Source organism: Anaerobacillus sp. QJM3NY_32 (assembly GCF_056173645.1).
The window spans coordinates 1,635,874-1,651,877 of the sequence record NZ_CM149684.1 but is presented as its reverse complement, the minus strand read 5'-3'; the positions used below and the strand labels follow the sequence as shown (position 1 = coordinate 1,651,877).

The window sequence follows — 16,004 nt, the reverse complement described above, 5'->3', positions numbered from 1 at the left end:
CTTTTCTTTTAAGATTTTTTGACATACTCCATCATATCCCTAAGAGATTTCTCAAATGAGATAGTTGGCTTCCAACCAAGTTTGTTCATCTTGTTAGATGAGTTCAATGATGCCTGTTCCTTCTTGCGTTCTAGATATGAGGCGTTTATAGGGTATGGTATTAGCTTTTGAAATTCAGCGATAACTTCTTCAAGGGTTCGATAACACCCACTTCCAATCTCGTAAGCTATGCCTACTTCACCATACTCTAGAAGCACTTGATATGCTCTCACTGCGTCTCTCACATCAAGGTAATCTCGCGTAGCAAAGGCATTAGATAATTGTATTTCTTTATCTTTATCCCGATTCTCTTCGTTAATTAGCTGTCTTGCAATCGCTGAACAAACACCAGTAGATGGACCGGGACCGATTAAGTTACATGGAACAGCTAAGATTGTTTGCATCCCATATAAATCTCCCCAGGCTTTCGCTAAGTTGGCCTGGAGTGATTTACTAAAACTATATGGGTGAGGATACGCTTTTTCTGCTTGAAGAGCAGATCCAACAATGACAATCCGACAGTTTGGCACGTGTTTTCTAGCTGCCTCCAAAAGATAAAGCGTAGCGAGCACGTTCGTTTCAAAAGTAGAGACTGGTTCTTCCCAGGACTGTTGGACATGGTTTTGTCCTGCTAAGTGAAGAATCATATCGGGCATTGTTTTGGCCATCATTTCATTTACAGCATACTGATCGCTAAGATCTACACGAAGCATTTTAGGATTTGCACTGCGGGATATTCCAATAACATGATAGTCCTGCTTTAATTTCTTAATGGCATGAGCCCCTGTAAAACCAGTTGCCCCTGTAACAAGAACCGTTTGTTTAGGCATAATCCTTCATCCATGCTTTTAACTCCTGAAGCATAGCTCGGTAAGGTTGTACGTCGTAAAAAGCATCAGTACGAGTATGAACAATCGTTCGATCTAACTTTAATTCGCTAGAAGGGACAATTGTTACATCTTCCTTTTGAAATACTTCTTTAAAAAGAGTAAGTAGCTCAAATTTCGAAACTGTCTCAGGTGCATGCAGATGGTATAGCCCTGTCGTTTCTTGTTGGATTAAAGAGTCGATCGCTTTCGCAAGCTCTAATGTCGTAACCCCATTCCAGAACGCCTGATCAAACCCTTTTATTTCACCTTTCTGTTTGAGAAACCATTGTAAGAGACCAATCCCATTTCCCTTTAGTTCAGGTCCTACAATGGAAGTTCGGACTGTCAAATGAGGGAATTCCGTTACTTCTCCGAGCGCCTTCGATTTGGCATAAACCGTGATTCCATCAGGCTGATCTGATTCTGTATAGTTGCCTTTATCTCCTTTAAAGACACAATCTGAACTTATATGAACAACTTTACCTTTTCTACGGTTCATTAATTTCACAAGTTGATGTGGCAGTAATGCATTAACCTGAAAAGCAAGTTGCTCATTTTGTTCTGCAGCATCATTCAACACGCCAATCGCATTTATCACAACATCCGGCTGGACCTCATCGATGACCGACTCTAATTGCACGGTATCAAGAACATCTAACACATACCCGTGCGGATCACTAGCATCTCTTGAAGTGAAATAAACGTCTTTATGCTTTTTTTGGAAATAGGCAGTCAGAACATGACCTGCCATTCCTTTTCCTCCAAGTACTAGCAGCTTCATTAGATGAACCCACCTTTAATGAGCATGGCTTTGATTTCTGCTTTCGTCATAACATCTTCACCAGAGTTATAGTTTTTTAGAGTAACAGGTTGAAAGTTCGCATATCTCTCATTCAGACCAGTAATTTTGATTGCAGGCAAAATAACGAAGTACTCTTTGTCGTAGTACACTGTTGATTGACTTTCATATTCCGAGAAAAGTATTTCATGAAGCTTCTCTCCTGGTCTTATCCCCTGTTCACGTATTTTTACGTTCTGGACGCCCGATGCCTCGATGAGAACTTCCGCAAGATCTATGATTTTACAAGTTGGCATCTTCATAACAAAAATCTCGCCGCCTCTACTTTCATACGTGGCTTTGAATAGTAGTTTAATGGCGTCTTCAATCGTTAAGAAAAAACGCGTCATTTCTGGATGAGTAATGCCGATTTCAGCTTTGTTTTGAATTTGATTTTTAAAAACATGAATGACGCTTCCGTTTGTTCCAAGGACGTTTCCACCTCTCACGCATACAAAGGTAGTATTCGACTTGAGCGTGTTCGCATGAATGATCAACCGCTCACCCATTGCCTTTGAAAACCCGTAGAAATTAGATGGATTTGCAGCTTTGTCTGTCGAAATGTAAACAACTTTCTTCACATTATTCTCGATCGCCGTTTTAATCACATTTTGTGTGCCGATAACATTTGTATTTAAAGCCTCAATCGGTTGGTCTTCACAGACAGGCACGTGCTTCAATGCAGCAAGATGGAATAAATAATCAACGCCCTTTCCAGCTTCTAATAAACCTTCTCTTTCTTTAATATCTCCGATTAGAAATGTTAGTCGTGGGTCTTGATGAAATTCCCTCTTCATTTCAACCTGGCTCGTTTCATTTCTCGATAAAACACGAATTTCTTTTGGCGATTTTTGCAACAGCTGTTTTATTAACTCATGGCCCCAGGATCCAGTTCCTCCTGTTACCAGTATCGTTTGATCACGGAACAATTTGTATTCCTCCTAAAATAAATTTCACTACTCGGTCTGATACATTTAAATCCTCATAACCAGTTGGAATCATCCAATTTGGTTGATGATAAAGCATTACGTCAACAGCTCGTTTTATACTCGCAGCATCAATGCCTGAGATCATATTGCTTCCACATGCGATCGTCTCAGGACGTTCAGTTGTGGATCGAACTGTAACAGCTGGTACCCGGAACAAACAACATTCCTCTTGCACTGTTCCGCTATCTGTTAGAACGCAGAACGCTGACTTCTCAAGTCTCACAAAGTCAATAAATCCAAACGGCTCGTGCAGTTCAATAAACGAGTCCAAGCTATCAGCATATTCTGCCGTTAACTTTGATTTGGTTCTTGGATGAATACTGCAAATAATTCTCTTCTTATATTCCATCGCAATGAGGGTTAACCCATCGAAAATTTCTTTCAATTTCTTCGGATGATCTACATTCTCAGCTCGATGAATCGTCACTAGAAAATAGTCTTTTTCTTCTAGCTTCAGCGAACGTAAAATGTCACTTTGTTGAATCGATGATTCGTAGTGCGTTAGTACCTCAAGAATAGGATTACCAGTAACGTAAATTCTGTTTGATGGAAACCCTTCTCTTAATAGATTTTCTCTACTTTGAGGAGTGTAGGGCAAATTATAGCTAGATACAGCATCGATCACTTTACGATTTTTCTCTTCAGGTACTTCAAGATCAAAACAGCGATTTCCAGCTTCCATATGTGTGACAGGAATGTTTAAACGCTCCGCCAGCACAGCACATAAAGCTGAATTCGTGTCTCCCAGAATTAAAATACGATCTGGTTGATGTGTGAGGAGAATTTGCTCTACCTTCATGAACATGAAAGATAGCTGCTCTCCTAATGAAGAAGCTGTATTTGAAAGCATGTAATCTGGTGATCGAATGCCCATTTCTTTAAAAAACACATCTCGGAGAGAAGGTGCTGAATTCTGTCCTGTATGGATGAGGATGTGTTCATCAGCTAATTGATCGAGTTTATCGATGATCAAACTTAATCTAATAATTTCTGGTCGTGTGCCCAGTATTGTCGCAACCTTCATGTCGGCCCTCATTTCTTACACTTTTTTTACACTAATTAACTTATGTATGAAACGGTAACCCGCAATGGACAATCTCCTAATTTTGAAAAACTACTTTATAATGCCCTTTTTTTCTAAAAGGGGGAGGCCTGTCTATTCCCTCCCTCGTTAGTCCGCATAGGATAAGCTATCCTGATAAGGGAGGAGGTCACTTATGCCTAAGCAAATTTTTGATTATAACAAAAGCGTTCCAACAGCTTTTAGCAATTCAATTGTTCGAAACATTCCACGCTCTCCTTCTCGTGTAACGCTAGCTAGTTTCGGACTATACGTTCCCAATCAAGTAAGCGAAGTTGAACTTAATGCGACTATCGGGGTTAGAGCGACTGCTTTAAATCCAACAATACTTGTTACAATCTACAGAAACTCTATGGTTATTTTCAGTACACGTGTTTCTATTGATGTGAGCGTAGCAGATTATCAAACAATATCTTTCACTGCTGTCGACAATAATCCCCCAGGCGGTTATTATGACTACTCTCTACGAGCAGAGTTAGATCAAAGCCTTATTATTCTTGATAGCGCCAATGCAGTTGGACCCATAACCCTTACTGGAATTTCGTTTGGGTAATGAGAAAACGAGACCGAAATTGGTCTCGTTTTTTATTCGATATTTTTTCCTTCATGCATAATGTAATAAAAGCAGGATGGGAGGCTAACGATGAAAGTTCTTTTTGTCTATTATTTACCGAGTGGTGGTGTTGAAACATTAAATCGAGAAAGATGTCTTGCCCTTAAAGAGGCAGGCGTCTCATGCGAACTTCTGTATATGCAACAAGGAAGCGGCTATGCCAATATTCGTGATATACCTGTTTATGTGACGAATAATGATCAAGAGATCCAAGCATTAATCGAAAAAAATAATTATACGCTCATTATGGTATGCTCCGATCATTTATTTCTTAAGCGTATTCGAACTCTCGGATATGAGGGGAAGTTGATTTATGAAATACAGGGCCTCGGAACCATGCCAGAAGCTGAATGGTGGATGCAGCGAGCCCATCGTCATGTGACGACCTATGCTGATGCAATTTTTTATCCTCGCACGCCTCACCTTGCTTCATTAGTGGAAAAATATATTCCGAATTTCCCTGTTTATTCTTTCCATAATTGTTTTGATACAGATCGGTTTAAATATATTAACTCGCCATCGATTTCTTCTGCTCCCATTATCGGATGGGTGGGTCGGTTGGAGTCCAATAAAAATTGGCGTGGTTTCCTGGAATACGTTTTTGAACTACGAAAACGACAACCTAATTTAGTTATATGGATGTTTCATGATCCTACATTGGCGTTTACGAGCGAAAAGGAAGCATTTGAGACTTTATGCTGTGAACTTGGACTGAATGAAATTATCACTTGTTACTCCAATGTGCCTAATGTAGAAATGGCCAAGTATTTTTCCATGATCGGTGATTCAGGTGGATTTTTATGCTCTACTTCGTTAGTGGAAGGCTTTGGTTATGCATTAGTTGAAGCGATCAGTTGTCACTGTCCAGTCGTAACGACAGATTCAGATGGTGTAAGAAGCTTTGTCCTTCATAATCAATCAGGTAAACTTATTGACCTCTCCGATATGAGTGATGCTGTCAATGAAGGTATAGACCTTTTGACAAATAAAACGTTAAGAAACGCCCTTATACTTCAAGCTAAGAATCACATCGCTTACAACTTGGATCCAAAAAAATACGCTTCTCGATTTATTGATATGATGAAAAACTCATAAAAAATAGCACATTCATATAACGTTATGAATGTGCTTAATCATTTCTTCGACCCTTATCGAGGTTAGGTGCCGTTCTCTCACCATTTCAAAGCCTTTCTGAGAGATGTGCCGTCTTTCTGTCTCGTTCACTAAATAATAATTTACTTTCTCAGAGAAATTGCTGTTATCAATTGCCACAAAGGTTTCTTCATTCTTGAATCCTAAATCTTCTAGTTCTTTAGTTACTGGAGCAAGAAGTAGCGTATTGCAAGCGAGCGTTTCAACATATTTAAGTAATGGATAGTGATAAATGGAATTGCAAGTCAGAAACAGTTTAGCACGGTTTAATTCGCGGGCATATACTTCTCCTACTACTCCAGAATCGATCTCCTTGTCATAGCCAGGATGAGAATGGTACTTAAACCCCTTCTTTTTATTTAAGTGGTCGTACATTTGATTTCGAAATGGGTATAGCTTCGATATCATCGATCCCATCATCAAAATATTAATATCTTTGTTAAGTTGATAGTCATGATAAATAACCTCTGGTACATGGTGTGGAAACCAAACCATTTCGCTTTGAAACTCTTGAAATGATTCCATGAATGCGTCTCGGTAATGAGTAAAGATAACTGATGGTTGAACACGTTTCATCATTCTTTTACGTGAGGCAACTTTGTAATGCAAATCATGCATCATGATACCGATCGGAATATCGGTATTCTCTAATCCTGTAATGTAACGGCCATAAGTAGGATGAAAATCATTCATTAAAATAAAATCTGGCTTCACTCTTAACATGGAAAGAATCGATTGAATGTCGCCATGACTATGCCAAATCGTGAGAGCAGATTGTTTTTGTAATTCTGCAATTAAATACGAAGTACTTTTTTCTATATAATGTGAAACATCATTTGTTATAAAAAGAATCGATATTCTCTTCAACTAGTTCCACTCCTATTCAAAAAAAGGTTTCAAAATCTGAAACCTTTTTTAAATACCTATTAGTATTCGATACATACTATTTTATCAATTGGCATTACAAGTGTTCCAAATCCGCCTGATCCCACTTGATTAAAAATAACGAAGTCATGCCCTACTTCTTCTACTGTAACCCCACTAAGATAAGGATCCCCTAATTCTTCTTGAGTGTTAAATGTATAAACGTAGTCAATTGTAGTATTGCTTGCCTTCATCTGGCACAAAAGTCCTTTAAGTCGTAACATATCATCCATCCTTTTTTTATTATTTCGGTAGTACCACTCCCGTTCTATTAATCATATGAAAGCAATACAAGCATGTATGGACAATATGCTCAATCTAAAGAAAATTGGACGAATTCTATCTAGCGTTGCACCTAATTTCTAATAAATGGTTGAATATCCGGTGCAACTTGTACCTTCTTTAATACATTATAGTAGACCTGACCTTTTCAGTATCGGGTAAATATGTTTAGAAAGGATGTCGATTAATTGAGTACTTTATTCTCAGATGAATTCTGTCCAAAGAGTAAAAAATATTACGATTCTAAGTGGGATCGTAAGCATGATTCAAAGTGCGATAAGAAAGACGAAGATAAGCAGCGTAAATGCAAATGCGATAAGGACGACCATCATTCAAAATGGACGAAGCATGATGGAGAATGGAAATTAGAAGTACACTGTAATTGCAAGTGTGAAAAAGAGGAACACCATTCAAAGTGTGAGGAAAAGCATGATAAGAAAGAACACGATTGCATCTCTTCTCTCTTGAAAGAACTAGCGCACCACCATCATGAATTGCTACTTCCTAGAAGACCACAGGTTTATCTTCAAATGAAAGGTACAGCAGGGTTTGTTATGCTTGAAACAGGAATAAAAGGGCCAACACCTTTTACACTCGTTAGCTATAATCATAAAACTAACTGTGCAAAATTCACTTATGAATCTTGTAATGACGTATCTCCACAGGTTTATATTGTTGATACAAATTCATTAAGTGGCATCTCAATCGCTGATCAAGCATAAAAAAAACCACGACAAATGTCGTGGTTTTTTCAATCATGTCGCGATAATATTATATCCACTATCCACATGAATCATCTCACCAGTAATTCCACCAGAAAGATCACTCATTAAGAATAGCGCTGTGTTTCCGACGTCTTCTTTCGTTACAGTACGACGCATCGGAGATTTCTCTTCAATCTCTTTAATTACAGAGTTGAAATCATTAATTCCTTTTGCAGCAAGTGTACGGATTGGCCCAGCCGAAATCGCGTTTACACGGATGTTGTCTTTTCCAAGGTCGTTCGCAAGGTATTTCACACTTGCGTCAAGCGAGGCTTTTGCTACGCCCATGACGTTGTAGTTGTTCACAACACGTTCGCCACCAAGGTAAGTCATCGTAAGGATGCTTCCTCCTTCAGTCATAAGTGGACGAGCTGCTTTTGAAACAGCTGTGAGTGAATATGAGCTAATGTTATGAGCTAGCAAGAAACCTTCGCGCGTCGTTTCAAGATACTCGCCCTTTAATTCTTCTGTTTTCGCGAAGGCGATACAGTGAGCAAGTCCGTGAATAACACCAACTTCTTCTTTAATCTGAGCGAATGTCGCTTCGATTTCTTCATCATTCGTAATATCACACGGTAAAATAATAGAATCATCACGATCTAGCGTTCCAGCAAGGTCGCGAACATTCTTCTCAAGACGCTCACCTGCGTAAGTAAAAATCAATCTAGCACCGGCACTGCTTAGCGCCTGCGCAATTCCCCAGGCAATGCTTCGTTTGTTTGCAACGCCCATGACAACATATGTACGGTTCTCAAGAGACAGGTTCATATCCATGCTCCTCCTCGAATTTATTATTAGTTATTAGCACCACGTCCTAAGTATAACATGCTTTAGTGAACATGCACCATGTGGATTTCTTCAACCTTTACTTGTTTGAATATTTCGTCTCTCATAACCGCATATTGGACACTCAAATATGACGTTTTGATTTGACTGAGCTGTAAGAGATTCTTCCATATCACAACTTCCTTTACATACAGGACAAACCACTTTCGGACTTTCAACATCCATTTACCTTCACCCTCCATTCATAACCGTATGGTAAAAAGTATCACCTTGTTCGTCGCATTTATGCTCCCTTCATATAAACGTAAAAAACCCCCTCTCTCTAAGAGAAGGGGCTGAAAATTAATAACTTAGCAACGTTCGAACTTCTTCTACACTATCGCTACTTCCTGTCACAATTAAGCGATCACCAATTCGGAGCTCAGTGTCACCATGAGGGACAATCGAATCCTTACCTCGGAAAATACGTACTATGATCGTATCACCGAGATATGGGAAGCTACGCAGTGGCACACCGTTGTATTCCACATTGTTCATGTTAATTTGATATAGCGCATTTTCTTCACGAGTGAAGATATTAACGACTCCAGGAGACTCGATGAGCGCTTTTAACAAGGCTTTTGTTGAGAAGAAAACAGAGAATACATCAATATTAAGCTCTCTTAGCTGATCGGCTATTTCTGTTAATTCAATTCGAGCAATGACGCGATCTGTTCCATATTCTTTCGCGAATACCGCAATATCCGAGTTCGTTTCATCATCTCCAGAAGAAATGAGGAGGATATCGGCATCGAAGACAGAGCTTTTCTTTAGTGTATCAATGCTATAATCCGAAAGCTCAATTACTTTAAAATGACTGCTTTGTTTCTCAGAGTCCACTTTCTCCTGCTTCGTATGATAAATCGATGTTTCATAATTAGCAGGATTAAGTTCCAGCGAGATAGGCAAAGTGATTTGGTTTGCTCCGATGATCGCCAGCTTCTTCGCATGAGAGCTTTCTTCTGGCTTCGGCATTAGTTTCTTGAAAAGAATTGGTGCTAGAATACAGCTCATAATCGCCACTAAGATTAAAGCAGATGACAGCTGATCATCAATGATATCAATTCGTTCTCCGATTTCAGCTGCTGCAATAACGAGAGAAAGCGTTGATGTTAGCAACATGCCAGAACCGAGAACCGTTTTCGTATCATACCATTTTTTCAATACAACAACGGGCACTAATTTTGAAGCAAAGAGCGCAATCAACAGTAATGGAATAAGAATTAACACTTTAGGATCCTGGAAAAGTGACCAGATATCTAGCTCTACCCCAACCATTACGAAGAAAATAGGAATGAGAAAGCCATATCCAAATGAATCGAGCTTTTGCACGAGTTCCGTATTTGGTGAGAGCAAGGAAACGAGTGCACCGGCAAGAAAGGCACCTAAGATATTTTCCGCTCCAACCGTTTCAGAGATACCGACTAATACAATAATTAACGTAAAGACGGCTCTCGTACCAATTTGAATGGTCCCCTTGGACATCGTCTCGATAAAGGAAAGATGTCGGAAGTAAGCCCCAAGGAAATAAAGCAAAATTCCTGCTCCAAAGAGTATGAGAAGCAGCCACATGTTCCCTTCTCCCCCTGAATTCAGGGAAACAAAGATCGCCAGTAAAATCATTGTAGCCAAGTCAGCTATAACGGCGATTAATAGAATCGTTTGACCGATACTACTCTTCATTATGTTTGCGTCTTTTAACGTAGGAACCACTACACCAAGCGATATGGTTGAAATGATTAACGTCATAAAGAAGGCATTATCCGTATACCCAAGTACAACGAATAGAAGAGACAATAGGTACGATACAAGAAATACAAAAATAAAGACGATAAACGAGACGAGAACACGATTCGGTTCGAGTTTACCGCTTGGTAGCTTTACTTTTTTCTTTTTACTCGCAAAAACCGAGAAATCGATCTCAAGACCACTTAGGAACATCAAGAAGATAAAACCAAGAGTTGATAGCGTATCAAGCCAAGTATCTCCTTGAACAAGGTTAAATCCACTTTGTCCAATGAAAATTCCGGCGATAATCTCGGCAACTACGACTGGCAAAAAGTTCAGTCTGAAGCGGTGTAAGATAAACGGTATTAAAAATGCGATTACGACTACGATAACAAGTGATGATACGGATGCACCGTGTTCCATTTCTTTCCTCCTTCAAACGTCTGCATTGTCAATTAATCTTTAGACTAATTGACTCATAAATGCAGTCGCCATTCCAAAATAAATAAGTATACTGATAATATCATTAATAGTTGTAATGAACGGCCCTGAAGCAACCGCAGGGTCTATGTTAAGTTTGTGCATTAAGAGTGGGACTAGCGCACCAGCAAGAGTGGCAACAATCAACGTAAATAATAACGAAAAACCAACTAATAAGCCAAGTAAAAAGGTTCCTTTCCACAAGAAAATAATAATGGTGACGAGAATACCTGACGTTGCACCGGTAATTAGTCCAGTTCCTGCTTCTCTTACTATTAACGCCCACTTACTATTCTCTTCAAAATCTCCAGTAGCAAGACCTCTTACAACAACAGCAAGCGCTTGTGTTCCTGTGTTACCTGCCATTCCTGCAATAAGTGGAATAAATACCGCTAGCAATGGGACTTTATCAAGGGTTACCTCAAACTGACCAATTAAGCTTGCTGTCATCATTCCAAGAAACAGGAGAATAATGAGCCATGGTAACCTTTTTTTCGCTGATGAGAATGGATTACGATCAAACGAACCGTCATCTGAAATAGCCGCAAGCTTTGAATAGTCCTCTGAAGCTTCTTCCTCAATAACGTCAACAATATCATCGTGTGTGATAATACCGAGCAAATGGTTTTGGAAGTCGAGAACCGGAAGTGCTAGAAAGTCATAATCTCTCATAATTCTAGCGGCTTCTTCCTGATCTTCACCGACCGAAATGGAAACAACCCGCTCATTCATAATCTCTTCTATTAACGTATCTTCTTCTGCAATAATTAAATCTCTAAGAGAGATAACACCGACGAGCCTTTTCTGTTCATCTAATACGAATATATAATAGATCGTCTCTGCTTCAGGTGCTTCACGTCTCAGTATTTGCATCGCTCGCTTCACCGTTTGATGTGCTCGAATCGATACAAATTCTGTTGTCATGATACTACCAGCTGTTTTTTCTTCATAATGAAGAAGTTCTTTAATTTCGTCAGCTGCATCATCATCCATAATGGTTAAGTAACTTGCAATCTGTTCAGGATTTAGTTCATTTAATACGTCTACTGCGTCATCGGCATACATTTCTGCAAGCATTTTAGCTGCATAAGCTGGCTCCATCTCCGAAATGTATTCTTCTTGCTCTTCAATATCAAAATTCTGAAAGATTTCGGCCATTTCTCTTGGTGATAAATAGGTGTACACAAGCAGCCTGATTTGTTCTGATACGGTTAAGAAGAATTGAGACTGTTCATAAGGGTGAATATCTAGAAACAATTCTCGAAAGGCATCGATTCTTTCTTGTTCTAAATGATGAATAAGTGCTTCGTACAAAGCTTGCGTTTCTTGCTCCTGGTAAGCCACTCTGCACACCTCCTTGATGTTTTAGTAACAAAGTGCGTAAATACTCAAATATGGCTATATCATTTATCGTTTATTTCCGATAAGCTTTTCTAAGGATGAACGTTTTTTCTACTTATCAGTGTCATAAAGTAAAATTACCTTCCTATCTTAGTCGGTGTGTAGTTATTTTGTCAAAAATAAATACAGGAACCGATTTGCAAATGGAAGGATTTCAGATAAGATAGGAATTGTGATTAAAAGAAGGAACGCTTTTCTTTAGAAAGGATTATATCATGAACAATGACAATCAAACACCATGGCAACAAATAGATTTCACACTTTTATTCTTTGTCTTTCTCCTGATGTGCATTAGTACTGTCGCTATTTATAGTGCCCAGGCGTCACTACCTGGAGAATTAAAAAACTTCAACTTCGCAGGAAGACAGCTAACGTGGTATTTCGTTGGTGCGTTTGTCCTCTCGCTCACACTGGTCATTGATTTTGATCGCTTTAAACAATTATCCTGGTATCTCTATGGATTTGGAATTCTTCTTCTAATCTTGCTTGCGGTTAGTCCTGAGTATATTGGAAGTTATCAAATTGCTCCGATTCGAAATGGGGCAAAAAGCTGGTTTGTGCTTCCTGGTTTAGGAAGTGTACAGCCATCAGAGTTTATGAAAATTTTCTTAATTATTACGATCGCTTCTACAGCGGTGAATCATCATGAAAAAAATCCAACAAAAACCATTCAAACAGACCTTTTGTTATTAGCCAAAATTTTCGGTGTGGCAGCTGCACCTCTTCTTATCGTTATGGCCCAGCCTGACCTCGGAACAGCGATGGTTTTTACCGCTATTGTTGTTAGTATTACATTAGTATCAGGCGTACGCTGGCGACTTCTCTCTCTTTTAAGTTTACTAGGGGTTGCAGGAATATCTGCTCTTGTCTTTATTTTCTTTAAGTTTCCGGCCTTCTTTAAAGCCTACTTACTTGATGAATACCAGCTCGCTCGCTTCTATGGCTGGCTTGCTCCTGAAGAGTATACAGATGCAGGCTATCAAGCGACGAAAGCGATCCTTGCCATCGGCTCTGGTAAATTAGAAGGGAAAGGATACGCTGACGGTACTGTTTACTTCCCTGAAGCGCACACTGACTTTATTTTTGCTGTGATTGGAGAAGAATTCGGATTCATCGGAGCAAGTATTACGATCTCCATTTTCTTCATGCTAATTTACCGAATGATTCATACAGCCCTTGAAAGCAATGAGTCCTTCGGAAGCTATTTGTGCGCAGGCGTTATCGGGATGCTAACATTCCAGGTATTCCAAAACATTGGAATGACTATTCGAATATTGCCGATAACTGGTATTCCATTACCATTCGTAAGCTATGGAGGAAGTGCACTTTTAACCTACATGATTGCAGTCGGGCTCGTATTAAACGTCCGATCTCGAACGAAAACGTATATGTTTGAATAACCTGCCAATATGGCAGGTTTTTTTATTTGGCCTTTAACCTTGATACATACTCGTCCAATAGGGTAATGATAAAGAGATGAGATAGGAGGGTGCCAATTGTTAGACATTATCAGCGATATACATGGATGTTATAAAGAACTGAAAGAACTAACCAAACGAATCGGATATTCATGGGAAAGGGGAATTCCCGTCCATCCTGACAGCAGAAAACTCGTCTTTCCTGGTGATATCACCGATCGTGGAAAAGAATCTCTTGCTGTGATTGACGTAGTCTCACAACTCGTTAGCACCGGACAGGCTTACTATTGCCCTGGGAACCATTGTAATAAGCTTTATCGGTATTTTATCGGCCGAAACGTTCAGCAAACACATGGACTGGAGACAACAGTTGCTGAACTAAATGCTCTCCCAAATGATGAGAAAGAGGCTGTGAAAAGTCAATTTATCTCTCTTTATGAACATGCACCACTCTATTTATCCCTCGATGACGGGGAAATAATTGCTGCACATGCGGGAATACCTGAACATTATATCGGACAAGTTGGGAAAAAAGTAAAAACATTTGTCCTCTACGGCGACATTTCAGGAGAGTCTCATCCGAACGGCATGCCTATTCGAAGAGACTGGGCTAAGCATTATAACGGAGAATCTCTTATTGTTTATGGGCACACTCCAGTGAAAGAACCAAGATGGGTGAATCATACAATAAACATTGACACAGGATGCGTGTTTGGAGGCAAACTGACTTCGCTTAGCTATCCGGAATTGAAAACAACTTCTGTTCAATCATCAATGCCTTATGCTCCTGAGAAATTCACTTCTTTCGAATGAGACATAACATATCCTCTTCAAGCTCTGAAACAAACCGGAGTTTTTTTTCTAGGAAAGGATGATAGAACTCAAGCTTCGCACTATGTAACGCTTGTCTATTTATTAATGCATGCGTTCCACCATAGAGATCATCCCCTAAGAGCGGATGACCAAGATAAGACATATGAACTCTAATTTGATGGGTTCTCCCCGTTTTTAGCGATAATTCAAGAAGGGAGAATCCTTTATAATGATTTATTGTGCGGTAACTCGTTAATGCGTGTTGTCCATCAGGACGAACGGCCCTTTCAATGATACTCCCCTCTTTCCTCCCTATTGGCGCATCGATTTCACCTTCTCCTTTAACTTCTCCATGAACAAGTGCAACGTATTGTCGTTTCATCTCTTTGTTTTTCTGCTGTCTTGAAAGAAGGTCATGTGCATAGCGGTGCTTCGCAAATAAAACGAGTCCAGATGTATCTCGATCCAAACGATTAACAGCGTGGATCGTTCGATCTAGCTTATGCGAATGATAATAGTAGAGAACACCCTCTGCGAGTGATTCTTTTGAATGACGAGATGGAATCGTCGGTAGGCTTGCTGGCTTATTGATAAGTAAAAAGTGCTCATCCTCATAACAAATACGAAGTTCCATCTCTTTAGCTACCATCGTTTCGCTCACAGTTTCTTTTGGAAATAAGACTTCCACCGTATCGTCTTTCCTTAAGACAGCTCTAACGGTTTGATTGATGTTATTAACCGTAAGTTGTCCTCCATTGAATTTAATATCTGTTAACATACTTCTTGATAAATTCTTTTCCGTAAGAAGGAATTCCCTTAGCAGCATCCCTTCATCCTTCTCTTCTACGTTCCACGTCATTCTAACGCTCAAGCAAACTCACCTCGTGTATTATAAAATTTTTCATGATAGGCATTCTTTTGTAATAGAGCGAAAAAAACAGCACCGTTCAACTCATGAACAGTACTGCCTCGCTTTAATATACTTCATCGACAAATGATTCCTTTACTCTTTTCCAGAAAGGAAACGGTCTAAAACGCGCGAATCTTACCTTCTCTTCTGCTACTCGATATTGAATGGACTTTACATCTTGTTGCAATAAGAACAGATGGTCAATCGTAATTTGAAAGTCAGCATCGTTCACCGGTCGCAGAAGACACGTATGATGCTGCGGAAGCACAAGTGGAGATCCTACAGTACGAAAGACGCGATTGTTGATAGATGCCATTTCTGAAAGTTGAATGGAAGGAAGTGCAGGATGAATGATCGCCCCGCCCAACGCTTTATTATAGGCTGTACTACCAGATGGCGTTGAAATACAGAGACCGTCTCCTCTAAACGTTTCAAACAGATCACCTTTTATTTCAACATTCATCACTAAAGATCCCTCTACACTTTTGACTGTACATTCATTTAGCGCAAGATAGCGGTTCTCTTTGGAACTATTTAAATAGCGAACCGTTACTTCAAGCAATGGATATTCTACAATTTGAAAAGGAGTCCTTGCAATATGGATGACGAGCTTTTCGACTTCTTCAGGGGTCCAGTCCGCATAGAAACCTAAGTGTCCAGTATGAACACCCACAAAGGCTGTTTGATCCAGGCGATCTTGATAATGATGAAAAGCGTGTAGTAGTGTCCCATCACCGCCAACCGAAATGACAATATCCGGTTCTGCTTCATCATAGTCCAGATCGAAATCACGTAAATAATTTTTGATGCGCTGCTGAAGTTGATTGGAGGTTTGATCCCCTTTTGACTTTACCGCAAATTTCAATTTAGGCACCTCG

At 39.6% G+C, this 16,004-nt stretch carries 17 protein-coding genes; 5 read left to right on the top strand and 12 right to left on the bottom strand.

Annotated features, from left to right (window positions below; genetic code table 11):
• Positions 1–8 precede the first annotated feature (8 nt).
• From AC0VYH_RS08855 to wecB, 4 genes are read right to left on the bottom strand one after another with little or no spacing between them, the layout of a single operon-like run.
• A complete protein-coding gene (locus AC0VYH_RS08855) occupies positions 9–869 on the bottom strand; it encodes an NAD-dependent epimerase/dehydratase family protein (RefSeq protein WP_475367197.1) in 861 nt (286 codons plus the stop codon).
• Positions 862–1,689: a dTDP-4-dehydrorhamnose reductase family protein gene (locus AC0VYH_RS08850; RefSeq protein ID WP_475373661.1), complete on the bottom strand. Its 828-nt coding sequence runs from the start codon at positions 1,687–1,689 to the stop codon at positions 862–864. Before AC0VYH_RS08850 ends, AC0VYH_RS08855 begins: the two co-directional genes overlap by 8 nt.
• Positions 1,689–2,675 carry a polysaccharide biosynthesis protein gene (locus AC0VYH_RS08845; RefSeq protein ID WP_475367195.1) on the bottom strand — a complete coding sequence of 329 codons (987 nt, stop codon included), beginning with the start codon at positions 2,673–2,675 and terminating at the stop codon, positions 1,689–1,691. Before AC0VYH_RS08845 ends, AC0VYH_RS08850 begins: the two co-directional genes overlap by 1 nt.
• Positions 2,665–3,759, bottom strand: a complete 1,095-nt coding sequence (gene wecB / locus AC0VYH_RS08840) for a non-hydrolyzing UDP-N-acetylglucosamine 2-epimerase (protein WP_475373660.1) — start codon at positions 3,757–3,759, stop codon at positions 2,665–2,667. The genes AC0VYH_RS08845 and wecB overlap by 11 nt, the downstream gene beginning before the upstream one ends.
• A gap of 193 nt (positions 3,760–3,952) precedes the next feature.
• Here wecB and AC0VYH_RS08835 point away from each other — a divergent pair, with 193 nt between their 5' ends.
• Both AC0VYH_RS08835 and AC0VYH_RS08830 read left to right on the top strand, forming a co-directional pair.
• The gene (locus tag AC0VYH_RS08835) at positions 3,953–4,369 is read left to right on the top strand and encodes a hypothetical protein (RefSeq protein ID WP_430242074.1); all 417 of its coding nucleotides are present in this window, start codon (positions 3,953–3,955) and stop codon (positions 4,367–4,369) included.
• Positions 4,370–4,459: 90 nt separating this feature from the next.
• Positions 4,460–5,524, top strand: coding sequence for a glycosyltransferase family 4 protein (locus AC0VYH_RS08830; protein WP_430242076.1), 1,065 nt, complete (start codon positions 4,460–4,462; stop codon positions 5,522–5,524).
• Positions 5,525–5,536: 12 nt separating this feature from the next.
• Here AC0VYH_RS08830 and AC0VYH_RS08825 read toward each other — a convergent pair whose 3' ends face one another.
• Together AC0VYH_RS08825 and AC0VYH_RS08820 are read right to left on the bottom strand one after the other, a co-directional pair.
• Positions 5,537–6,448 carry a glycosyltransferase gene (locus AC0VYH_RS08825; RefSeq protein ID WP_475367193.1) on the bottom strand — a complete coding sequence of 304 codons (912 nt, stop codon included), beginning with the start codon at positions 6,446–6,448 and terminating at the stop codon, positions 5,537–5,539.
• A gap of 59 nt (positions 6,449–6,507) precedes the next feature.
• Positions 6,508–6,729 (bottom strand): hypothetical protein, encoded by a 222-nt coding sequence (locus AC0VYH_RS08820; RefSeq protein ID WP_475373659.1) that lies wholly within the window; start codon positions 6,727–6,729, stop codon positions 6,508–6,510.
• 246 nt (positions 6,730–6,975) lie between these two features.
• On the opposite strand from AC0VYH_RS08820, the gene AC0VYH_RS08815 reads away from it, so the two are divergent.
• The gene (locus AC0VYH_RS08815) at positions 6,976–7,509 is read left to right on the top strand and encodes a hypothetical protein (RefSeq protein WP_430242082.1); all 534 of its coding nucleotides are present in this window, start codon (positions 6,976–6,978) and stop codon (positions 7,507–7,509) included.
• Between the two features lie 33 nt (positions 7,510–7,542).
• Here the strand turns inward: AC0VYH_RS08815 and fabI are convergent, their stop codons facing one another.
• The 4 genes from fabI to mgtE form a co-directional block, all read right to left on the bottom strand.
• Positions 7,543–8,319, bottom strand: a complete 777-nt coding sequence (gene fabI / locus AC0VYH_RS08810; protein ID WP_194221216.1) for an enoyl-ACP reductase FabI — start codon at positions 8,317–8,319, stop codon at positions 7,543–7,545.
• Positions 8,320–8,409: 90 nt separating this feature from the next.
• Positions 8,410–8,562, bottom strand: coding sequence for a hypothetical protein (locus AC0VYH_RS08805; protein WP_283152335.1), 153 nt, complete (start codon positions 8,560–8,562; stop codon positions 8,410–8,412).
• A 117-nt stretch (positions 8,563–8,679) separates the two neighbouring features.
• On the bottom strand, positions 8,680–10,527 hold the full coding sequence (locus AC0VYH_RS08800; protein WP_194221214.1) for a monovalent cation:proton antiporter family protein: 1,848 nt from the start codon (positions 10,525–10,527) through the stop codon (positions 8,680–8,682).
• Positions 10,528–10,566: 39 nt separating this feature from the next.
• Positions 10,567–11,928 carry a magnesium transporter gene (gene mgtE, locus AC0VYH_RS08795; protein WP_226612629.1) on the bottom strand — a complete coding sequence of 454 codons (1,362 nt, stop codon included), beginning with the start codon at positions 11,926–11,928 and terminating at the stop codon, positions 10,567–10,569.
• Between the two features lie 272 nt (positions 11,929–12,200).
• Here mgtE and AC0VYH_RS08790 point away from each other — a divergent pair, with 272 nt between their 5' ends.
• Both AC0VYH_RS08790 and prpE read left to right on the top strand, forming a co-directional pair.
• Positions 12,201–13,385 (top strand): FtsW/RodA/SpoVE family cell cycle protein, encoded by a 1,185-nt coding sequence (locus AC0VYH_RS08790; protein ID WP_283152336.1) that lies wholly within the window; start codon positions 12,201–12,203, stop codon positions 13,383–13,385.
• A 96-nt stretch (positions 13,386–13,481) separates the two neighbouring features.
• Positions 13,482–14,216, top strand: a complete 735-nt coding sequence (prpE, locus tag AC0VYH_RS08785; protein ID WP_475367191.1) for a bis(5'-nucleosyl)-tetraphosphatase PrpE — start codon at positions 13,482–13,484, stop codon at positions 14,214–14,216.
• Here prpE and AC0VYH_RS08780 read toward each other — a convergent pair.
• Positions 14,200–15,075, bottom strand: coding sequence for an RluA family pseudouridine synthase (locus tag AC0VYH_RS08780; protein WP_475367477.1), 876 nt, complete (start codon positions 15,073–15,075; stop codon positions 14,200–14,202). The two genes, prpE and AC0VYH_RS08780, sit on opposite strands and share 17 nt — an antisense overlap.
• A gap of 115 nt (positions 15,076–15,190) precedes the next feature.
• Entirely contained in the window at positions 15,191–15,991 is an 801-nt protein-coding gene (locus tag AC0VYH_RS08775) for an NAD kinase (RefSeq protein WP_194222277.1), read from the bottom strand.
• Between the last annotated feature and the right edge of the window lie 13 nt (positions 15,992–16,004).